This window comes from Flavobacterium nitrogenifigens (assembly GCF_003254565.1).
GTDB classification, from domain to species: domain Bacteria; phylum Bacteroidota; class Bacteroidia; order Flavobacteriales; family Flavobacteriaceae; genus Flavobacterium; species Flavobacterium nitrogenifigens.
In genome coordinates, this window is sequence record NZ_QJRI01000178.1 from 136123 (window position 1) to 153991 (window position 17869).

20 protein-coding genes are annotated in these 17869 nt (G+C 33.1%); 13 read left to right on the forward strand and 7 right to left on the reverse strand.

Annotated features, from left to right (window positions below; all coding sequences use genetic code 11):
• The first annotated feature begins 1 nt into the window (after window position 1).
• The 3 genes from cysM (at window position 2) to DM397_RS16365 (ending at window position 2594) form a co-directional block, all read left to right on the forward strand.
• The gene (cysM, locus tag DM397_RS16355; protein ID WP_111378561.1) at window positions 2–889 is read left to right on the forward strand and encodes a cysteine synthase CysM; all 888 of its coding nucleotides are present in this window, start codon (window positions 2–4) and stop codon (window positions 887–889) included.
• 154 nt (window positions 890–1043) lie between these two features.
• Window positions 1044–2030 (forward strand): aldo/keto reductase, encoded by a 987-nt coding sequence (locus DM397_RS16360; RefSeq protein ID WP_111378562.1) that lies wholly within the window; start codon window positions 1044–1046, stop codon window positions 2028–2030.
• 153 nt (window positions 2031–2183) lie between these two features.
• Window positions 2184–2594: a hypothetical protein gene (locus DM397_RS16365; RefSeq protein WP_142479053.1), complete on the forward strand. Its 411-nt coding sequence runs from the start codon at window positions 2184–2186 to the stop codon at window positions 2592–2594.
• Window positions 2595–2643: 49 nt separating this feature from the next.
• On the opposite strand, the gene DM397_RS16370 is transcribed toward DM397_RS16365, so the two are convergent.
• Window positions 2644–3519: a sensor histidine kinase gene (locus tag DM397_RS16370; RefSeq protein ID WP_239457870.1), complete on the reverse strand. Its 876-nt coding sequence runs from the start codon at window positions 3517–3519 to the stop codon at window positions 2644–2646.
• 334 nt (window positions 3520–3853) lie between these two features.
• Here DM397_RS16370 and rlmD point away from each other — a divergent pair, with 334 nt between their 5' ends.
• From rlmD to DM397_RS16385, 3 genes are read left to right on the forward strand one after another with little or no spacing between them, the layout of a single operon-like run.
• Window positions 3854–5266: a 23S rRNA (uracil(1939)-C(5))-methyltransferase RlmD gene (gene rlmD, locus DM397_RS16375; protein WP_111378565.1), complete on the forward strand. Its 1413-nt coding sequence runs from the start codon at window positions 3854–3856 to the stop codon at window positions 5264–5266.
• Between the two features lie 7 nt (window positions 5267–5273).
• On the forward strand, window positions 5274–5816 hold the full coding sequence (locus tag DM397_RS16380) for a DUF6452 family protein (protein WP_111378566.1): 543 nt from the start codon (window positions 5274–5276) through the stop codon (window positions 5814–5816).
• On the forward strand, window positions 5788–6627 hold the full coding sequence (locus DM397_RS16385) for a DUF6048 family protein (protein ID WP_111378567.1): 840 nt from the start codon (window positions 5788–5790) through the stop codon (window positions 6625–6627). Before DM397_RS16380 ends, DM397_RS16385 begins: the two co-directional genes overlap by 29 nt.
• 156 nt (window positions 6628–6783) lie before the next feature.
• Here the strand turns inward: DM397_RS16385 and DM397_RS16390 are convergent, their stop codons facing one another.
• From DM397_RS16390 to DM397_RS16400, 3 genes are all read right to left on the reverse strand, one after another.
• The gene (locus DM397_RS16390; protein WP_111378568.1) at window positions 6784–7476 is read right to left on the reverse strand and encodes an aspartate/glutamate racemase family protein; all 693 of its coding nucleotides are present in this window, start codon (window positions 7474–7476) and stop codon (window positions 6784–6786) included.
• Between the two features lie 13 nt (window positions 7477–7489).
• The gene (locus DM397_RS16395) at window positions 7490–7726 is read right to left on the reverse strand and encodes a hypothetical protein (protein WP_111378569.1); all 237 of its coding nucleotides are present in this window, start codon (window positions 7724–7726) and stop codon (window positions 7490–7492) included.
• Between the two features lie 153 nt (window positions 7727–7879).
• Window positions 7880–9037, reverse strand: coding sequence for a THUMP domain-containing class I SAM-dependent RNA methyltransferase (locus DM397_RS16400; RefSeq protein WP_111378570.1), 1158 nt, complete (start codon window positions 9035–9037; stop codon window positions 7880–7882).
• 135 nt (window positions 9038–9172) lie between these two features.
• Here DM397_RS16400 and DM397_RS16405 point away from each other — a divergent pair, with 135 nt between their 5' ends.
• The gene (locus DM397_RS16405) at window positions 9173–9937 is read left to right on the forward strand and encodes a class I SAM-dependent methyltransferase (RefSeq protein WP_111378571.1); all 765 of its coding nucleotides are present in this window, start codon (window positions 9173–9175) and stop codon (window positions 9935–9937) included.
• 94 nt (window positions 9938–10031) lie between these two features.
• Window positions 10032–10700 (forward strand): ZIP family metal transporter, encoded by a 669-nt coding sequence (locus DM397_RS16410; RefSeq protein ID WP_111378572.1) that lies wholly within the window; start codon window positions 10032–10034, stop codon window positions 10698–10700.
• A gap of 71 nt (window positions 10701–10771) precedes the next feature.
• On the opposite strand, the gene DM397_RS16415 is transcribed toward DM397_RS16410, so the two are convergent.
• The gene (locus tag DM397_RS16415) at window positions 10772–13156 is read right to left on the reverse strand and encodes a TonB-dependent receptor domain-containing protein (protein WP_111378573.1); all 2385 of its coding nucleotides are present in this window, start codon (window positions 13154–13156) and stop codon (window positions 10772–10774) included.
• Between the two features lie 155 nt (window positions 13157–13311).
• Window positions 13312–14457, reverse strand: coding sequence for a helix-turn-helix domain-containing protein (locus tag DM397_RS16420; RefSeq protein ID WP_111378574.1), 1146 nt, complete (start codon window positions 14455–14457; stop codon window positions 13312–13314).
• 167 nt (window positions 14458–14624) lie between these two features.
• Here DM397_RS16420 and murQ point away from each other — a divergent pair, with 167 nt between their 5' ends.
• The 5 genes from murQ (at window position 14625) to DM397_RS16445 (ending at window position 16973) form a co-directional block, all read left to right on the forward strand.
• Window positions 14625–15437 (forward strand): N-acetylmuramic acid 6-phosphate etherase, encoded by an 813-nt coding sequence (murQ, locus tag DM397_RS16425; RefSeq protein ID WP_111378575.1) that lies wholly within the window; start codon window positions 14625–14627, stop codon window positions 15435–15437.
• 197 nt (window positions 15438–15634) lie between these two features.
• The gene (locus DM397_RS16430) at window positions 15635–15856 is read left to right on the forward strand and encodes a DUF6095 family protein (RefSeq protein ID WP_111378576.1); all 222 of its coding nucleotides are present in this window, start codon (window positions 15635–15637) and stop codon (window positions 15854–15856) included.
• A gap of 27 nt (window positions 15857–15883) precedes the next feature.
• Entirely contained in the window at window positions 15884–16114 is a 231-nt protein-coding gene (locus DM397_RS16435; RefSeq protein ID WP_111378577.1) for a hypothetical protein, read from the forward strand.
• Complete coding sequence (locus DM397_RS16440) at window positions 16099–16413, forward strand: type II toxin-antitoxin system RelE/ParE family toxin (RefSeq protein ID WP_111378578.1); 315 nt, start codon at window positions 16099–16101, stop codon at window positions 16411–16413. Before DM397_RS16435 ends, DM397_RS16440 begins: the two co-directional genes overlap by 16 nt.
• Entirely contained in the window at window positions 16401–16973 is a 573-nt protein-coding gene (locus DM397_RS16445; protein WP_111378579.1) for a pentapeptide repeat-containing protein, read from the forward strand. Before DM397_RS16440 ends, DM397_RS16445 begins: the two co-directional genes overlap by 13 nt.
• 4 nt (window positions 16974–16977) lie before the next feature.
• Here DM397_RS16445 and DM397_RS16450 read toward each other — a convergent pair whose 3' ends face one another.
• Window positions 16978–17781, reverse strand: a complete 804-nt coding sequence (locus DM397_RS16450; RefSeq protein ID WP_111378580.1) for a DNA alkylation repair protein — start codon at window positions 17779–17781, stop codon at window positions 16978–16980.
• Between the last annotated feature and the right edge of the window lie 88 nt (window positions 17782–17869).

The window sequence follows — 17869 nt, forward strand, 5'->3', positions numbered from 1 at the left end:
AATGAATTCACATAAATTGTTAAACTTAATTGGCAACACTCCTTTGATGGAAACTGTCAATCTAGTTAAAAATAAAAATGTAAAACTTTTACTGAAACTGGAAGGAAATAACCCCGGGGGAAGCGTAAAAGACAGAGCTGCCTACAATATGATTGCTGCGGCACTGGAACGAGGTGACATCAAAAAAGGAGATAAATTAATTGAGGCAACCAGCGGAAATACAGGAATTGCTTTGGCAATGATTGCTCAATTATTTGGCATCGAAATCGAATTGGTTTTACCGGAAGATTCAACCAAAGAACGTACTCAAACTATGCGTGCTTATGGCGCTACAGTGATTCTTACGCCCGCAAGCGAAGGAATTATTGGCTCTAGAGATTATGCCGATAAAAAAGTCGCTCAAGGCGGATATCTGATGTTAAATCAGTTTGCTAATGACGACAACTGGAAAGCACACTACAAAACAACTGGACCAGAAATTTGGAATGATACCGACGGAACGGTAACGCATTTCGTTTCAGCAATGGGAACAACGGGAACCATTATAGGAACTTCGACTTATTTGAAAGAAAAGAATCCAAATGTTCAGATTATTGGAGCTCAACCAAGCGATGGCTCTCAGATTCCTGGAATCCGCAAATGGCCACAGGAATACCTCCCAAAAATATTTGATGCTTCTAAAGTGGATACCGTTATCGATGTTAGCGAGGAAGAAGCGCGCGCGATGACTAAAAGACTGGCTCTTGAAGAAGGTGTTTTTGCAGGAATGAGCAGCGGAGGTTCTGTTGCAGTTGCATTAAAAATCGCCGAACAGTTAGAATCTGGAGTTGTGGTTGCTGTTATCTGCGATCGCGGTGATCGTTATTTGTCTTCGGATTTATTTGATTAAAAAAGGTTCTGAGGTTCTGAGATGCTAAGGTTCTAAGTTTTTTAAAGAATTATGAATATAAAATCTTAGCATCTCAGAATCTTAGAGACTTAGAAGCTACAAAAAAACTTAGCACCTCAGAACCTTAGAAACTTAGAACCTCAAAAGAAAAAAAATGATCTACAGAAAACTAGGAAAAACAAACTTCAATATCTCCGAAATTTCGCTTGGCACTTGGCAAGTTGGCGGAAAATGGGGATCGGGTTTTGATGATAAAACAGCCGATGAACTTTTGAATACGGCTATTGACAATGGCATAAACTTTATTGATACTGCCGATGTTTATGAAAACGGATTAAGCGAAACTGCCGTTGGAAGAATCGTTCGTTCTCGCTCTGAACAAATTTTTGTTGCCACAAAATGCGGACGCCAGATAAATCCGCATGTTAATGAAGGATATACTCCTAAAGTACTTCAGAAATTTGTTGAAGACAGTCTAAAAAGAACTGGCTTAGAAACACTTGATTTAATTCAGTTACACTGCCCTCCTACAGAAGTTTACTATCGACCAGAAATATTTGAACTTTTTGACCGATTAAAAGATCAAGGAAAAATTCTTAATCTTGGAGTAAGTGTTGAAAAAGTTGAAGAAGCTTTAAAAGCAATTGAATATTCTAATGTAACGACAGTTCAGATTATTTTCAATTTGTTCCGCCAGCGCCCTTCTGAGTTATTTTTCTCAGAAGCTAAAAAGAAAGACATTGGAATCATTGCAAGAGTTCCACTGGCAAGCGGACTTTTAACAGGTAAATTTGATTCAAAAACAACTTTTGAACCTCAGGATCACCGTAACTTTAATCGTAACGGAGAAGCATTTGATAAAGGCGAAACGTTCTCTGGAATTGATTACGAATTAGGTTTAAAAGCTGTTGAAGAACTAAAAGCTTTATTTCCTGAATCAAAAAATCTCGCAGCTATAGCCCTTCAATGGATTTTGAGTTTTGATGAAGTAAGCTGCATTATTCCAGGCGCATCAAAAACAGAACACGTTCTATCGAATTTATCGGTTTACGATACTCCAAAATTAACTTCAGAACAGATTGCTGCAATGAACAAAATTTACACTAACCTGATCAAACCTTCAGTTCATCAGCTTTGGTAAAACTTATATAAAAGTTTTTTAAGATGTTGAAATTCGCAATAATTTCAGCATCTTAAAATCTTAAAATCCTAAAGAAAATTTTTCTTACCGCTTAAACGCAACCTTTTCGTTATCAGCACATCTAATAATAAAACTAACCATAAATCATGAACCATGAAAAAATTAAGTTTTATATTATTCGTCCTGTCATTAATGTTTATTTCTTGCAACAATGACGATTCTTCAACTACTCAAGAACAAGAGAAAGCAAAGTTGGACCGAATGTATGAGGAAATCACGCAGCTTTCTGGCATTAATACCCAACAGTGTACAGATCCTAATGATTGGGGAGTTGCAAGTATCCCTACAACAACGGTTTGTGGCGGAAATAGCTACATTATTTACTCTAAGAAAACAGATACAAAAGTTTTCTTAGACAAAGTAAAAGCATATGCGCAATCTTATGCTGACTTTAATAAAAAATGGAATATTATAATGCTTTGCGATAATATGGTTGTACAGCCAACAGGCGTAAAATGTGTTGATGGAAAACCGCAATTATCGTACGATATTGTATTGCATTAAAAAACTAAAAAGGCTGTTAGACTAAAATCTTAACAGCTTTTTTTTTCTTTTAAATATCAAATTCAATTCTAAACTCTGCGCCTTTATTTTTTCCTTTACTAGATGCTGTCAATTGTCCTTTATTTCTTTCAATGATTTTTTTGCACAAATAAAGTCCAATTCCCGTAGAACCTTCGCTTGCAGTTCCAAGTCGACTCATTTTGGTGAACTTTTTAAATAATTCTTCAATCTGATTTTTATCAAAGCCTATTCCGTGATCTTTTACCGTTACAATCAATTTTGAATTCTCTGAAAAGATTCTGACTTTTATTTCGCTTTCAAAATAAGAGAACTTAACTGCATTGCTAATCAGATTCACCAAAACCTGAACCAAAAGTCCCTCATCTATTTTCAGTTTAGCTTCTGAACATTCTATTATTAAATCTAGTCTAATATTTTTATCCAACAATCGCTGTTCTACTTGTTCATTAATAAAAGGAAGAATATTATAAAATGAAATCATCTTCGCTTCTTGATTTACTTTTGCAACATCGTCTTGTTCTTTGAGCAGTTTGATAAAATTCTCTATATATCTAAATTGAAGATCAGTCGATTCGCAAATCAATTCGGCCAGATTCTTAATCGATTCTGATGGATTTTCGCTAATGATCAATTGCGCCAAACCTTGCGGATTTCCAGCAAAATTCTTCAAATCGTGCGAAAGCATGTAGATTAAATCCTGTTTTTCATTAATAAAATTTTCGGCTTCATTAATAGATTCTTGAATATTACACAAAAGCAATCCCGCTTCATCTACATATTCTGTTGGCAAAGAAGACACTTTCCTTGAAGTTCTATAATCGTCCAAAGCTTTTGATGCCGTTGCAATAGGTTTAATCAGCTTGTTTAAAACCAAAAGCGTTATTGCCGTTGCAAGCAATGTCATGATTAAAGAAAAAATAAGAATTGAAGTCGATGACACCTCATGCTCAAAAAATAAAACAAAAAACAAAATTCCAATTAAAGGAATATGAATACCAATAAAAGCAACAAACAAAAATTTGAATGCATAACTTTTTTTAAGAAAGCCGATTTGCGAGAGTTTATGGTACAACTTCATAAAAAGACGAGAATAAGCAATAGGTTAATAGCTCTTTTTACTGGGGTAATTGCTTAAACAAAATTAACTTTTATAGCCAATTAAACTAATATTTTGAAGAATTTCTAAATTTTTTCAAAAATTAAATTTGTAAAAGTTTTCAAAGGCTTATTTTTGCGCTATGGGAAGAAAAAATACAGACAAAGTTGTCTTTCATCAAATTCAAGTTCTTGATGCTGGTGCAAAAGGCGTTTCAGTAGCCAAAGCACCTGACGGAAAAGTTATCTTTATTCCGAATGTGGTACCTGGAGATGTTGTGGACGTACAGACATTAAAAAAGAGAAAAGCATATTACGAAGGTAAAGCTGTAAAATTTCATGAATTATCCGAATATAGAGTAGAGCCAATCTGCGAACATTTCGGGGTGTGCGGAGGCTGTAAATGGCAGAATATGAAATATAGCCAACAGCTTGCGTTTAAACAAAATGAAGTTAAAAATCACTTACAAAGAATAGGAAAAATAGAGCTTCCGGAATTTGAAGATATTTTAGGTTCTGAGAAACAGTTTTTCTATAGAAATAAAATGGAATTTTCTTTTTCTAACAGTCGTTGGCTTACCGAAAAAGAAATTGGAAGCACTGAAGATTTAGGAAACAGAAACGCTTTAGGTTTTCATATTCCGAAAATGTGGGACAAAATTCTGGACATCAACAAATGTCATTTACAGGAAGATCCTTCAAATGCGATTCGTAATGAAATCAGAGCTTTTGCAAACGAACATAATTTAGCGTTTTTTAATCCGAGAGAACATTCTGGATTATTAAGAACGGTAATGATTCGTACTGTTTCTACAGGAGAAATTATGGTTTTAATTCAGTTCTTTGAAGACGACAAAGAAAACAGAGAATTAATCCTTGATCATTTATACGAGAAGTTCCCTCAGATTACTTCATTGCAATATGTGGTAAATGGCAAGCAAAACGACACTATTTACGATCAAGACGTTGTTCTTTATAAAGGGAGAGATTATATCTTGGAAGAAATGGAAGGTTTAAAATTCAGCATTAATGCTAAATCTTTCTATCAGACTAATTCTGATCAAGCTTACGAATTATACAAAATAACACGAGATTTTGCTGATCTTACAGGAAACGAAACTGTTTATGACTTATATACAGGAACAGGGACAATTGCTCAATTCGTTTCTAAAAAAGCCAAAAAAGTTATTGGAGTAGAAAGCGTTCCAGAAGCAATTATTGATGCAAAAGCCAATGCAGAACGCAATAATATTACAAATTGCGAGTTTTTTGTTGGCGACATGAAAGTAGTATTTAACGAAGCTTTTATTGCACAGCACGGCAAACCAGACGTTATTATTACAGATCCGCCTCGTGATGGAATGCATAAAGATGTAGTAGAGCAAATTTTAAAAATTGCTCCAAAAAGAGTCGTTTATGTAAGCTGTAATTCTGCAACTCAGGCACGTGATTTAGCTTTAATGGATGAAAAATACAAAGTAACGCGTGTGAGACCTGTAGATATGTTTCCGCAGACGCATCATGTTGAAAATGTTGTACTTTTAGAACTTCGATAAAAAATAGATGAAAAAACTAATCTCTCTTTTACTGCTCTTTACTTTTGGCTTATCTAGCTGCGAGAAAGATGATATCTGCGATGCCAATACGCCAACTACACCTAGATTGGTGATTACATTTTATGATATTGCGAATCCGTCAAAAACTAAAAATGTAAGCAATTTAAAAGTTATTGGTGACAAAATGGATCAGGGAATTGTTTTTAATGAAAATCTTGCCGAAGACGATCCATTACGATATGTAACCAATGCGAGTACCGTAATGATTCCCTTAAAAGTAAATGACAAGACAACAACCTTCAAGTTTATTTATAACTCTCTAAGTGAAACGCCTACAACGATCAACACTGATGTTATAAAATTCAATTATACGACACAAAATGTATATGTATCAAGAGCTTGCGGATTTAAAACTATTTTTCAGTTAACAAACGTTGCTCCTTTTATACATACTGATCCAGACGGAGATACTTTCTGGATGACCGAAGTTGATTTAGAAAACCCTAACATTGAATCTGAAAATGAAACACACATTAAAGTTTATTTTTAGTCTTTCATTATTGTTTTCAATGTTTTTAGGTTTTGCTCAGGATGTGCCTGAGATTTCTAAAAATAAAGATACAACAGCGACTAAAAAGCCTCAAACAGAAAAAACTGTAAAAACAGCAAAACCAGAAATTCAGGAAGTTCCAAAAGATAGCGTTGTAAAAACAGACCGCTACGGACTTCGTGTTGGTGTCGACTTGTACAAACTAACCCGCGGACTTTATGATAAAGATTATAAAGGAGTGGAATTTGTTGGAGACTGGCGTTTGACAAAAAAGTATTATATAGCGGCAGAATTAGGTTATGAAGACAAAACGACCGAAGATGACCGATTAACGTCTTCGGCAAATGGAACTTATGTAAAAGCAGGTTTTGATTATAATCTTTATCAAAATTGGCTGGATATGGAAAACTTAATTACAATAGGACTGCGTGGCGGTTTCAGTACTTTTAGTCAAGAACTAATTAATTACAAAATCTATAATCCAAATCCGTATTGGGGAGAATTGCCTCCAATAACAGAAGGTCAAAAATACAACGGACTTACAGCAACTTGGATCGAGGTTGCAATGGGATTAAAAGCGCAAGTTTTCAGAAACGTCTTTGTTGGTTTTGGCGTACAGCTTAAACTTCTGACAACCAACAAAGAGCCTAATAATTTTGAAAACCTTTATATCCCAGGATTCAACAGGACTTATGACGGAAGCTTCGGAATTGGTTTCAACTACACGGTTTCTTACTTTATTCCTATTTACAAGAAAAAAACCATGGCGTCTGAAATGGCAAAGAAAGAAGAGCCAAAGAAGAAAAAATAGTTTTTTTTTAGGCGCTAAGATGCTAAGCTACTAAGGTTCTAAGGTTTATATATTAAACATAAAAAAAAGGGGTAAATTCAAATTTGAATTTACCCCTTTTTATGTTATTAAGATTAAAACTTAGAACCTTAGTAGCTTAGAACCTCAGCACCTAAACTAAGTTAACTGAAAATTAATTGCTGCTTGCGTATGTATTAAAGCAGTATCAAAAATTGGGACATTTAAGTCACCTTCTTTTATTACCAGCGGAATTTCGGTACATCCTAAAATGATTCCTTCTGCTCCGTTTTTTATCAATTCATTGGCAATTTCTAAATAACGTTTTTTCGTTTCCTCTGTTGCAATTCCTCTTCCTAACTCTTCAAAAATAGTGTAGTGAATAAAATTTTTTACTTCTTCACTTTCAGGAATTATCGTTTCAATTCCTTTTTCAGCCAGTTTATCTTTGAAAAAATCTAATTCCATTGTGAATCTTGTTCCAAGCAAACCAACCTTTTTCAGTTCTTTCTTCTGAATTTCAACCGCCGTTTCTTCTGCAATATGAATAAGAGGAATATCAATTGCCTGCTGCAATCGATCAGCAATGACATGCATGGTATTGGCACATAAAAGAATCGCTTCTGCCCCGCCCGATTTTAAAACTTCTGCAGCTTTCAAAAGCATATTAAAAGTCGAATCCCAATCGTTAGCATCATTATTCTTTTTAATATCGGCATAATTAAAAGAGTAAATTAGACATTCGGAGAAATTTAATCCGCCGAGTTTTTCATTAATTCCTTTATTAATCAAAGTATAATAATCAGATGTAGAAACCCAGCTGATTCCGCCAATAAGTCCAATTTTCCTCATATATTTTTTAAGATTATCCGATTTCTTTAATTCCTTTTATAAAAAGCCATTTCATAAAAAGTTTTTCACCGTCTTTGGTTCTCACAGCCTGGAATTTAGGTCCAATAATAGTCCCGATTACAAATGCCGTCATCGGAATCCAGATTCCAGTTAATCCTGTATAAGCCGCAATCAAATATCTAAATAGAAGAAATAAGACTGCAAAAGCTGCCAATTGGTATAAAAAAGCGCGTAGTTGTAGTTTTGACATTTTTTTTTTAGAGTTGCTAAGGTTCTGAGATGCTAAGATTCTAAGTTTTCCTTTGATTCTTAAATAACAGAAACTTAATTATTTAAATTTTATTCAATCTTTTTTTAGTTAGCTAAAATTCTTAGCATCTCAGAACCTTAGTAACTTAGAAGCTTAGACTTGAAATTTCGTTCTCTTACTTCCCTCGTACATTTCGTATTTCACCAAACGTGCTTCAAGGCTTCCGTTAAAAAGTTTGATTTTTCTTGAAGGTTTCAATCCGACAAATTTTAAAGCTTCTAAGTTTGCTGTAATAAACCAAGCGTTGGTTCCTGGATAATTTTTCTTCAAAGTGTCTCCAATACTAGCATAGAATCTTTCCATATGAATATCCAAACGTTCATCATACGGCGGATTAAAAACAATATGAAGTTTTCCTTCTGTTTCTTTTTCCGTATCAAAGAAATTCTCTTCGTAAACTTTAATATAATCCTCTAAATTGGCATTTCTGATATTATCTTTAGCTTTACTAACCGCACTTGGCGCTTTATCAAAACCTTTAATTGTATAATGAAACTCTCTAGTTTTTTTCATTAAACTATCCACAATTGTATCAAACAAATCATTATCCCAATCTTTCCATTTTTCGAAAGCAAACTCTTTTCTGTTGATGTTTGCCGGAATATTGCAGGCAATCATAGCCGCTTCTGCCAAGAAAGTTCCAGAACCACACATCGGGTCAAGAAAATTACTTTGTCCATCCCAGCCAGATAATAAAAGAATTCCGGCTGCTAAAACCTCATTGATAGGAGCAATATTCGTGGCCGTTCTGTAGCCACGCTGATGAAGCGAAGCTCCAGAAGTATCCAAAGCTACAGAAACCTGATCTTTATCAATATGAATATTAATACGCAAATCAGGATATTGTTTATCAATACTTGGCCTTTGCCCTGTTCTTTCTCTAAACTGATCTACAATTGCATCTTTACATTTCTGAGAAACAAATTCAGAATGATTGAAATAAGTAGAATGCACAGTTGCATCGATCACAAAAGTCTGGTTCGCATTTAAATATTTTGACCAGTTTAAACCCGAAATACCTTTGTACAAAGCTTGCTCATTGTTTGCTCTAAAAGAATAAATTGGTTTTAAGACCTTAAGAGCCGTGCGTAAAGACAGATTGGCTTTATACATAAAACCTTTATCACCTTTAAAGCTTACCATTCTCACACCTTTTTCAACATCCTGAGCGCCAAGTGTGCGTAATTCTTTTTCTAATATTTCTTCAAAGCCAAAAAAACATTTGGCAATCATTTTAAAATTTTCTTCCATTTTTTTTCAATTAAAAAAAGCCAATCGCCATAACATTTTATTATACTGGTATAAATACGTATCGAAGCGAAATAGTTATTTTTCGGCAAAAATACACTAAATTTGCCGGACTTTGAATTAATTGAAATAGAATAAATGTCTCAAGAACCTAACGCATCAATCCCAAATCACGAAGACGATAATCAAAACTGGTATTCTTCATGGTTTGACACGCCATATTATCACATTCTTTATAAGGATCGTAATTATCGTGAAGCTCAGGTTTTCATGGACAATTTAACGCACTACCTTAACTTGCCCGAAAAAGCAAAAGTATTGGACTTAGCATGCGGAAAAGGCCGTCATTCTATTTATTTAAATCAGTTGGGCTATGATGTTTTAGGAGCAGATTTGTCTGAAAACAGTATTGTAGAAGCCAGTAAAAATAGCAACGAAACACTGCATTTTAAAGTGCACGATATGCGCGAACCTTTTGAAGAAAAGTTTGATGCCATTTTCAACCTTTTCACCAGTTTTGGCTATTTTGAAAGCGACGACGACAACTTAACTACTTTAAAAGCAATCAAAGAAAGCTTATCTGAATATGGTTTTGCGGTTATCGATTTCATGAACGTGGCAAACGTTATAGAAAACCTTGTACCTGAAGAAGTAAAAACCGTTGACGAGATAGATTTTCACATCAAAAGATATGTAGAAGATGGACATATTTTCAAAGAAATTGATTTTGAAGACAAAGGCAGAAAATATCATTTTACAGAAAAAGTAAAAGCACTAACTTTGAAAGACTTTCAGGATTTAATGGACGAAGCTGGAATTTTCCTTCTGGATATTTTTGGAGACTATAAGCTTAAAAAATTCCATAAAACCGAAAGCGAAAGATTAATCATGATTTTTAAATAGGTTTAATCGTTTAACCGTTAATTTGTTTAATCGCTAAACAAACTAACAAGAAATTCGATTAAACGATTAAACAAAAAAACGATTAAACAAAAAGATGAATTATCTACTACCCTTATTTTCTGTACTTTTAGGATATGGCGCGGCTTTGTTTATAAAACCCGAAAACAAAACCAATTTAAAATTACTACTGGCCTTCAGCGGTTCTTTTTTATTGTCATTAACCGTAATGCATCTTCTTCCTGATGTTTACGAATCGCACAATCATAACATCGGAATCTTTATAATGGTCGGAATTTTATTCCAGATCGTTCTCGAATTTTTCTCAAAAGGCGCCGAGCACGGACACGTACACGGACACGCAAAAATGTCTCAGATTCCGTGGCTTTTGTTTATTAGTCTTTGCATTCATGCCTTTCTAGAAGGTTTTCCTGTAAGTCACCATCACGGCTTAGCTGTCGGAATCGCCATTCATCACCTGCCAATTGCGGTTATCTTAACAACATTTTTCATTAATGCAGATTTAAACAAAAAAGCCATTTTTGCTTTCATGCTCACATTTGCTATCATGACGCCACTAGGAACAGTAGCATCAGAATATTTGCCTTTTTTGAGTAAATATTATACCGAAATAACGGCAATCGTAATTGGAATTTTATTCCATATTTCATCAACAATTATTTTTGAAAGCAGCGAAGGACACAAATTCAATGTTGCTAAAGTTTCGATGATCGTTCTCGGAATTTTATTGGCATTCTTTTTATAATGTGTCAATTAGGAAATGTGCCAATTAGAAAATTATCATTATCTAATTGGCACATTTTCTAATTATCTAATTTAGTTAGCTCTCTTTTTCTCATCCTGATTTCCAAAAGCACGCTCTTTTACGTTTATCTTTTTATTTCCAAAATTATAAACCACAGACAAACGCACAAATCGGTTACTATTGTTTTGATCGTAAACCTGTTTCACACCATTTACAACCGAAGTAAAATCTTTTAAGTAAGAAGTATTAAAAATATCATTTGCCAAAAATGCGATTTGCATCGTTTTATTAAACAAATCTTGTTTAAAACCAATATCAAAACTTGACGTATACCCTATTTTGTATAAACCATTTTCATAAGGTGGCGTGTAACTAAAATCAATTTGAAGCTTAGAATTTTTCCCTAATACAAAAGTATTATTTGTAGAAAAATCTATTTCCAAACTATTTGACGGAGTTGCATTGATATCTTTAATAAATTCTGTTTTTGCACCTAAAAAATACACAGAATTTTCGCTTGTCCACCAATCTGCAAAAGTTGCCGAATATGTTTCTCCAACTCCATAATTCAAACTTTTAAAATAATTATCTCTGGTTACAATTTGTGTATTTGTTTCTGGATTTGAGGTAAACAAAACGCCATAGCCGTTTGTAATTGCATTGACAAAAACCGTAGTTCTCAAAATTTCTTTATAAGAATATCCAAGCTCAAAGTTGTCACTAAACGAAGGCTGTAAAAACGGATTTCCTTCTGAATAACTATTACTGCTTATATAAATTCGAAACGGATTCAATAAATCAAAACGTGGCCTGTTGATTCTTTTTCCATAATTTAAGGTAAAAGTATTGTTGTCGTTTTTCTTATAAGATGCAAAAACCGTTGGAAACAATTTCAAATAATTATTAACCGTTTCCTGATTTAAAGTTTCAGAGAAACCTTTCGTTTGCGTGTTCTCCAGTCTCAAACCAACTTGAAAATTCCATTTTTCATTGATTTTTTTATCTCCGTTAACATAAAACGCTTGATTATTTTCTGTGTAATTAAATCGGTTTGATTGTAAAGGATCTAATTCTGGAGTTCCTGTAATCGTGTTGTAATAAAGTAAATCGCTTACACTGTTTGTAAAACTCATTTTCGCGCCATAAGATAAATTCAAGACTTGAAGCGGATGTTCCATATCTGCCTTAAAACTCCAATTATGAATATCTTGGTTTGAGATATTTCGCCCCGACTGATTCACATCAACAAAAGTTCCATCTGCTAAATAGTCATTTGCGGTAAACTCACGATCAAATTTTGAATTGTAATTAAAATAATCCACATCAAAAGATAATTTTCGGTTCAGCGAATCCAGTTTTGTTATCAAATGCGCATTGTACGTTAAACTTCCAGATGCTCTGTCTGCGTAACTTTTATTGATGGTATAATTTTTTAATTGATTCTGAGTATCATATCTGTCTATCACAATATCCGATTGAAAATCTGGATTATTTCTGTCGTTTATAAATTGAAAACCCACTGTTGTTTTTTCTGAAAAATCATAATCTAAAGCAAATTTCCCTGATAGATTTTCATTTTTCATTTTTGTTGTTGCGCTCATATTTGAAATTCCGTCTTCAAAATATACTTTTGAAAATTCCTCTATATTCATATATCCCGTTTTTCCGTTGACGCTTGCCGAAAGACGAAACTTATTTTTATTATAAAAGAAATTATCTCTCAAAGTAAAAATTCCATATTTATTTTGATCATAAGAAGCTGTAGTAGTATTTTTCCACGAATCACGAACTCCTTTTTTCATTATTATATTAATCAAACCTCCAGTTCCTTCTGCTTCATACTTTGCAGGCGGGTTACTTATAATTTCTATATTTTTAATATCACTTGCCGAAATTGATTTCAGGAAATTATTCAATTCTTCGCCCGTTAATTCAATAATTCTTCCATCAATCATAACCCTCGAAGTTCCTTTTCCTAATATATTTATCGTATTGTTTTGCACTACAACACCAGGCGCGCTATTGATGGCGCTTAAGGCATCTCCTCCAACATTGGTTACATTATTTTCAAAATTATAGACCAAACGATCCGTTTTTTGCTCGATAGTTTTCTTTTTAGACTGAATCACAACTTCAACTAATTTTGTTTCGTTTTCTTTAAGCGTCATAACCCCTAAATCTGTATCTTTTTCTAAGGAAATTTTATTTTCATAATCAGTAAACCCCAAAAGACTTATCCCTATTTTATAAGAACCATTTTTAAGATTGATTTCAAAAGAGCCATCTTGACTTGAAGTTGTTCCTTCAATAATTTTTCCTTCTAAATTTGAGATTGTTATTTCTGCCCATTCTAAAGGTTTTGTTTGGCTTGTTATTTTTCCTTTTAATTTTAATGTTGATTGTGCCAAACAAAATAAAGGCAATAATAAAAAGATAAGGAGGTTTGCTTTTTTCATGATTTCTAATTTTAAAACTTGTTTCGATTAATTTGAAGCAAAGTTGCCTTAGAAATTTTGAGTATGCGACCGACAAAAAAAGTCGAACCATTTTCTCTTAAAGAAATTGGTTCGACTTTTTTTAGCATAAAGTACGACTTTTTACAAACTACTAGTTATGAAGCGTTTCGATAAGCCGTAGGCGTTAAATTTGTATATTTTTTGAAAGAAGTATTGAACGATGATTTAGAATTAAATCCCACCTCATACAAGATTTCTAAAACAGTTAAATCTTTTTTGGAAGGATTTTTTAAAATTTCCATTGCTTTTTGAATACGATATTCATTCACAAAATCAAAAAAATGCTGATCCATATGATGATTAATCAAAACAGACAAATCTCGAACTGAAATTTCAATTTGATTGGCCAGTTCCTGGATCGTAAGCGACGGATCAAGATATGGTTCCTTCTCAATCATATAATTTTTTAATTCTGAAATCTGAGCAGAAACAGCTTCATCCTGATTATTTGCAATTTCGATGGTTTCATTATTTTCTTTAGGAAGAAAGTCTTTAGTTAACGTCAATCTTGAATTAATTCCTCTAAAAAGTTCCGGATGATTTAATGCTTTCATTACAAACCAGCATATTACGCTTAAGGCCATAATCACCATAAGAACATTTCCCCAAAGAAAAGTATCTCTGGAAGCAGTATAACGCAACAAATTTTTTGAAGCTGTAATACTATGCATTACCGCAAAAACACAGTTCATCTGAAAAAGCCATTTGTAGGTAGAGGTACTCGGATTTGTATAATTTTCGAGGTAGATTTTCTTGTATTTTCTTAAAATCAAAAATATGCTGACAATATAAAACCAATATTGGCATTCGATTAAAATCTGAAAAAAATACACTTCAGGCATGTTACTGAAGTTGGCCAAAAATTGTTCTCTTACAATACCTGATTCTAAATAGAATCGAGGCATTAAAACTAAATTCATTACTACAAATGGAGTTGTATATATTAAGTGTTTCCATTTTAATCGAAAATCAGAATAACAGACTGCTAAAACGTACAAATAAATCAGAGGCATTTCCAGCAAACAAAATGTACTTCTCAAAATCGTTAAATAAATATATTCTGTCGGAAATGAAAAATCAAGAAGGCCGCTGAAATCAATTGCTGAAAAAGTTATGAAACAGGCAAATAATCGATTTGCTAATTTATTTTCTGTCTTTACGGTAAGCAAAAAAAGTGCAAGTAGTAACGAAACAAAAACAGCAATACGGGCAACATTATCTAAAAATCCTAATTTATCCATTTATCTTTTTATATTAAACAAATATAATATTTTAGTTTATGTAACAAAGTCACATTTTAACCGTCTTTATGCAAAAAAATAGAAGAAAAAAAATGATTTTAAATCTCTGAGACTTTGCAAGATTGATATAAAATATATTAATTTTGACGAGTCTAAATAACGATAAAATGACATTTACGAAAACTACTGAACAAGCCTCAAAATATGAACATTTAGAGAAGATGTCTGTTCATGAACTGTTATCTAATATAAACCAAGAAGACAAAACTGTGCCTTATGCAGTCGAGAAAGCTTTGCCACAAATAGAAGCTTTGATTCCGCAAATTGTTGCAAAGTTAAAACTAGGTGGCAGATTGTTTTATATTGGAGCAGGAACTTCTGGCCGACTTGGTGTTGTTGACGCTTCTGAATGTCCTCCCACTTTTGGTGTTCCTTTTGATTTGGTAAATGGTATTATTGCTGGTGGAGATACAGCCATCAGACGTGCTGTAGAAAACGCTGAAGACAGTACAACCAACGCTTGGATCGATCTTCAAAATCATAATATCCACTCAAATGATGTCGTAATCGGAATCGCAGCTTCTGGCACAACTCCATATGTTATCAGTGGTTTAGAAACTTGTAATCAAAATAACATTGTTACGGGATGTATTACTTGTAATGCAGGAAGTCCGCTGGCATTGACAGCACAATTTCCAATTGAAGTTGTAGTTGGACCAGAATTTGTTACAGGAAGTTCTAGAATGAAAGCCGGAACTGCACAGAAATTGGTTTTAAATATGATTTCGACTGCTGCAATGATTCAGCTTGGAAAAGTTCGAGGCAACAAAATGGTCGATATGCAGTTAAGCAATGTAAAACTCGTTGATCGTGGTGTAAAAATGATTATGGACGAGATTTCAGTTTCTTATGAAGAAGCTTCTGAATTATTGAAAAAATATGGCAGCGTAAGAAATGCTGTTGATAATTATAAAAAATAAATAGTTTTCTGCTTTGCAGTTCATTTTAACCGCTAAGCACGCTAAGGTTTACGCAAGGTTCGCAAGTTTTTCTAAAGCTTTGCGAACTTTGCGTTTTATTTAAAGTTTCTAATGTAAAAAAACTTTGCGACCTTTGCGGTTAGATGCAAGTCAAGCAACTCGAAACTTGACACAAGGAAAAACCTGAAACTAAAAACATGGCAACAAATAAAGAATTACTAAAAAAAGGAGTGAAATATTTATCAGGCGCTCTGCCTCTTATGTTTCTTGGGCCAACATTGATTTATAATGCTTTTCAAAATCAAGGCAACAATTGGCATTACCTTGTTTTAGGAATCGGAATTGTGGCTTGTCTTTCTTCTATGCTTTTGATCTTTTTGGGATTGAAAATTATTATGAAAGGTATATTTAATGACTAATTTGTATCTTTACTAAAATTCTTTGTTATGGATATACAAGCAGAAATAAACTGGATTCATCAAGAAATTGATAAAGTAAAAGACCCCTCTTTTGTAGAAAAATTAAAACACCTTTTACAATCAATAAATAATACCGCAATTGATTCGGATGCAGCTTATAATTTAGATATTCAAAATGCCTTAGGCGATATTAAAAAAGGCAATTTTTATACTGAAGATGAAGCTAAAGAAATTGCAAAAAAATGGGGAAGAAAATAATTTGGACAAACAGTGCTTTGGGCCAACTAGAAGATATTCATTTTTACATTTTCTTTGAAAGTAAATCACTTACTATTGCAGATAAAGTAGTTAATACTATTTTTGAAAGCACTGAAATACTTAAAACACAATCTGAAATTTATAAACTTGATAAACAAAAAGCCAGCAATGATGGCAGTTTTAGAGTTTATTCTGTTTACGATTACGCTATTTCTTATCAAATAACGAAAGAGAGTATCTATATACTTCGAGTGCGTCACAATGCACAAAAACCAAAAAAACATTCATGGAAAGTCTAATTCACATTCAGAAAACATTTGAGAAAGTTGTTTATATCGATAAGAAAATAAACAATCGCGAGTTTGAAGATTGTGTTTTTAAAAACTGTGATTTTTCCAACAGCAATTTCAATTCTAATACTTTTTTGGACTGCGAGTTTGTTGACTGTAATCTCTCTATGACGAGTTTAGCAGGAACAAGTTTAAAAAATGTCACTTTCAAAAACTGCAAACTTCTCGGAATTGCTTTTAACGAATGTGACGATTTTTTATTTCAAGTTTATTTTGAAGATTGCGTTCTTGATTATGCTCTTTTTTCGAATAAAAAGATGCCTAAAACCAAATTTATCAATTCCTCTGTACGCGAAGTGACTTTTATAGGAACCAATTTAACGAGCTCTGTTTTTGACAACTGCAATCTAGACGGCGCTATTTTTAACGAAACGCAATTGGCGGGAGTTAATTTTAAAACAGCTTACAATTACAAAATTGACCCTGAATTTAATCCGATGAAAAAAGCGCAGTTTTCTACCGAGGGAATTGTTGGATTATTGGATAAATACGATATCAAAATTATATAATAAATTATTTTTTTATTGTTCTGAGCGCTTTTTTAATGATATAAAGTGTTTCTTTTGTTGGACTTTGTTTCTCCCATTTTTCACATAAATCTTTTACAAAATCTGGTCTTGTTTTACTGGCATCATTCAGCCAATTTCCAACACTGTCCTGAACATATTTTGAAGGATCACTTTTTAAAGAATTTAGAATTTTTAAAGCCAATTCTGGTTCTTGTTTTAGTTTTTGAATATGCTCGCACCAAACTCCTCTTGGTCTGGTCGCTTCGGTCGCAAAACGTCTTATATTCTCATCTTCACTAAAAGTCCATTCTAATAAAATTTCAAGACTTTCTTCTAAATTGTTTATAATATTGGATCGAATTGCTAACCATGAAATTTCTCTTACACCAAAATGCTTATCGGCTGACAGAAACTGCATTTCCTTTAAAATTGCTTTAATTTTAAGCTCTTGATTTTTTCCAATTGTATAAGCAAACCAGCATCTTACTACATCCGATTTGTGTCTCGCCATTATTGAAAGTATATCAGAATCATTATTAAGAATTGATTCTGTCAATATTCCTGTTCCAATTGTTTCATTTATGGTGTTCACTGTCTGTTTTTTCAAATTTCTGATATCTGTCAAAATAGGTTCCAAATATTGAATTCGATTACTTTCTTTCAATAGATTCCCTAAAAGCGTCGTTTGATTCACAGCAAGCCATTCTACCAGATTAGCAGTTTCAATTTCTCCTTTATTGAGCTGTTCTAAAACAGAAGCAGGAATATCTTTTGCCGATCTAGCTCCTTTACGTTTTATATCTTCCATGTTTTTACTTTGATTTACTCAATCGCTTATTATGCTTAAAATTTTGATTATTTTTGTAAAGATCGGAAAGCCTGATAACACTGGCAAT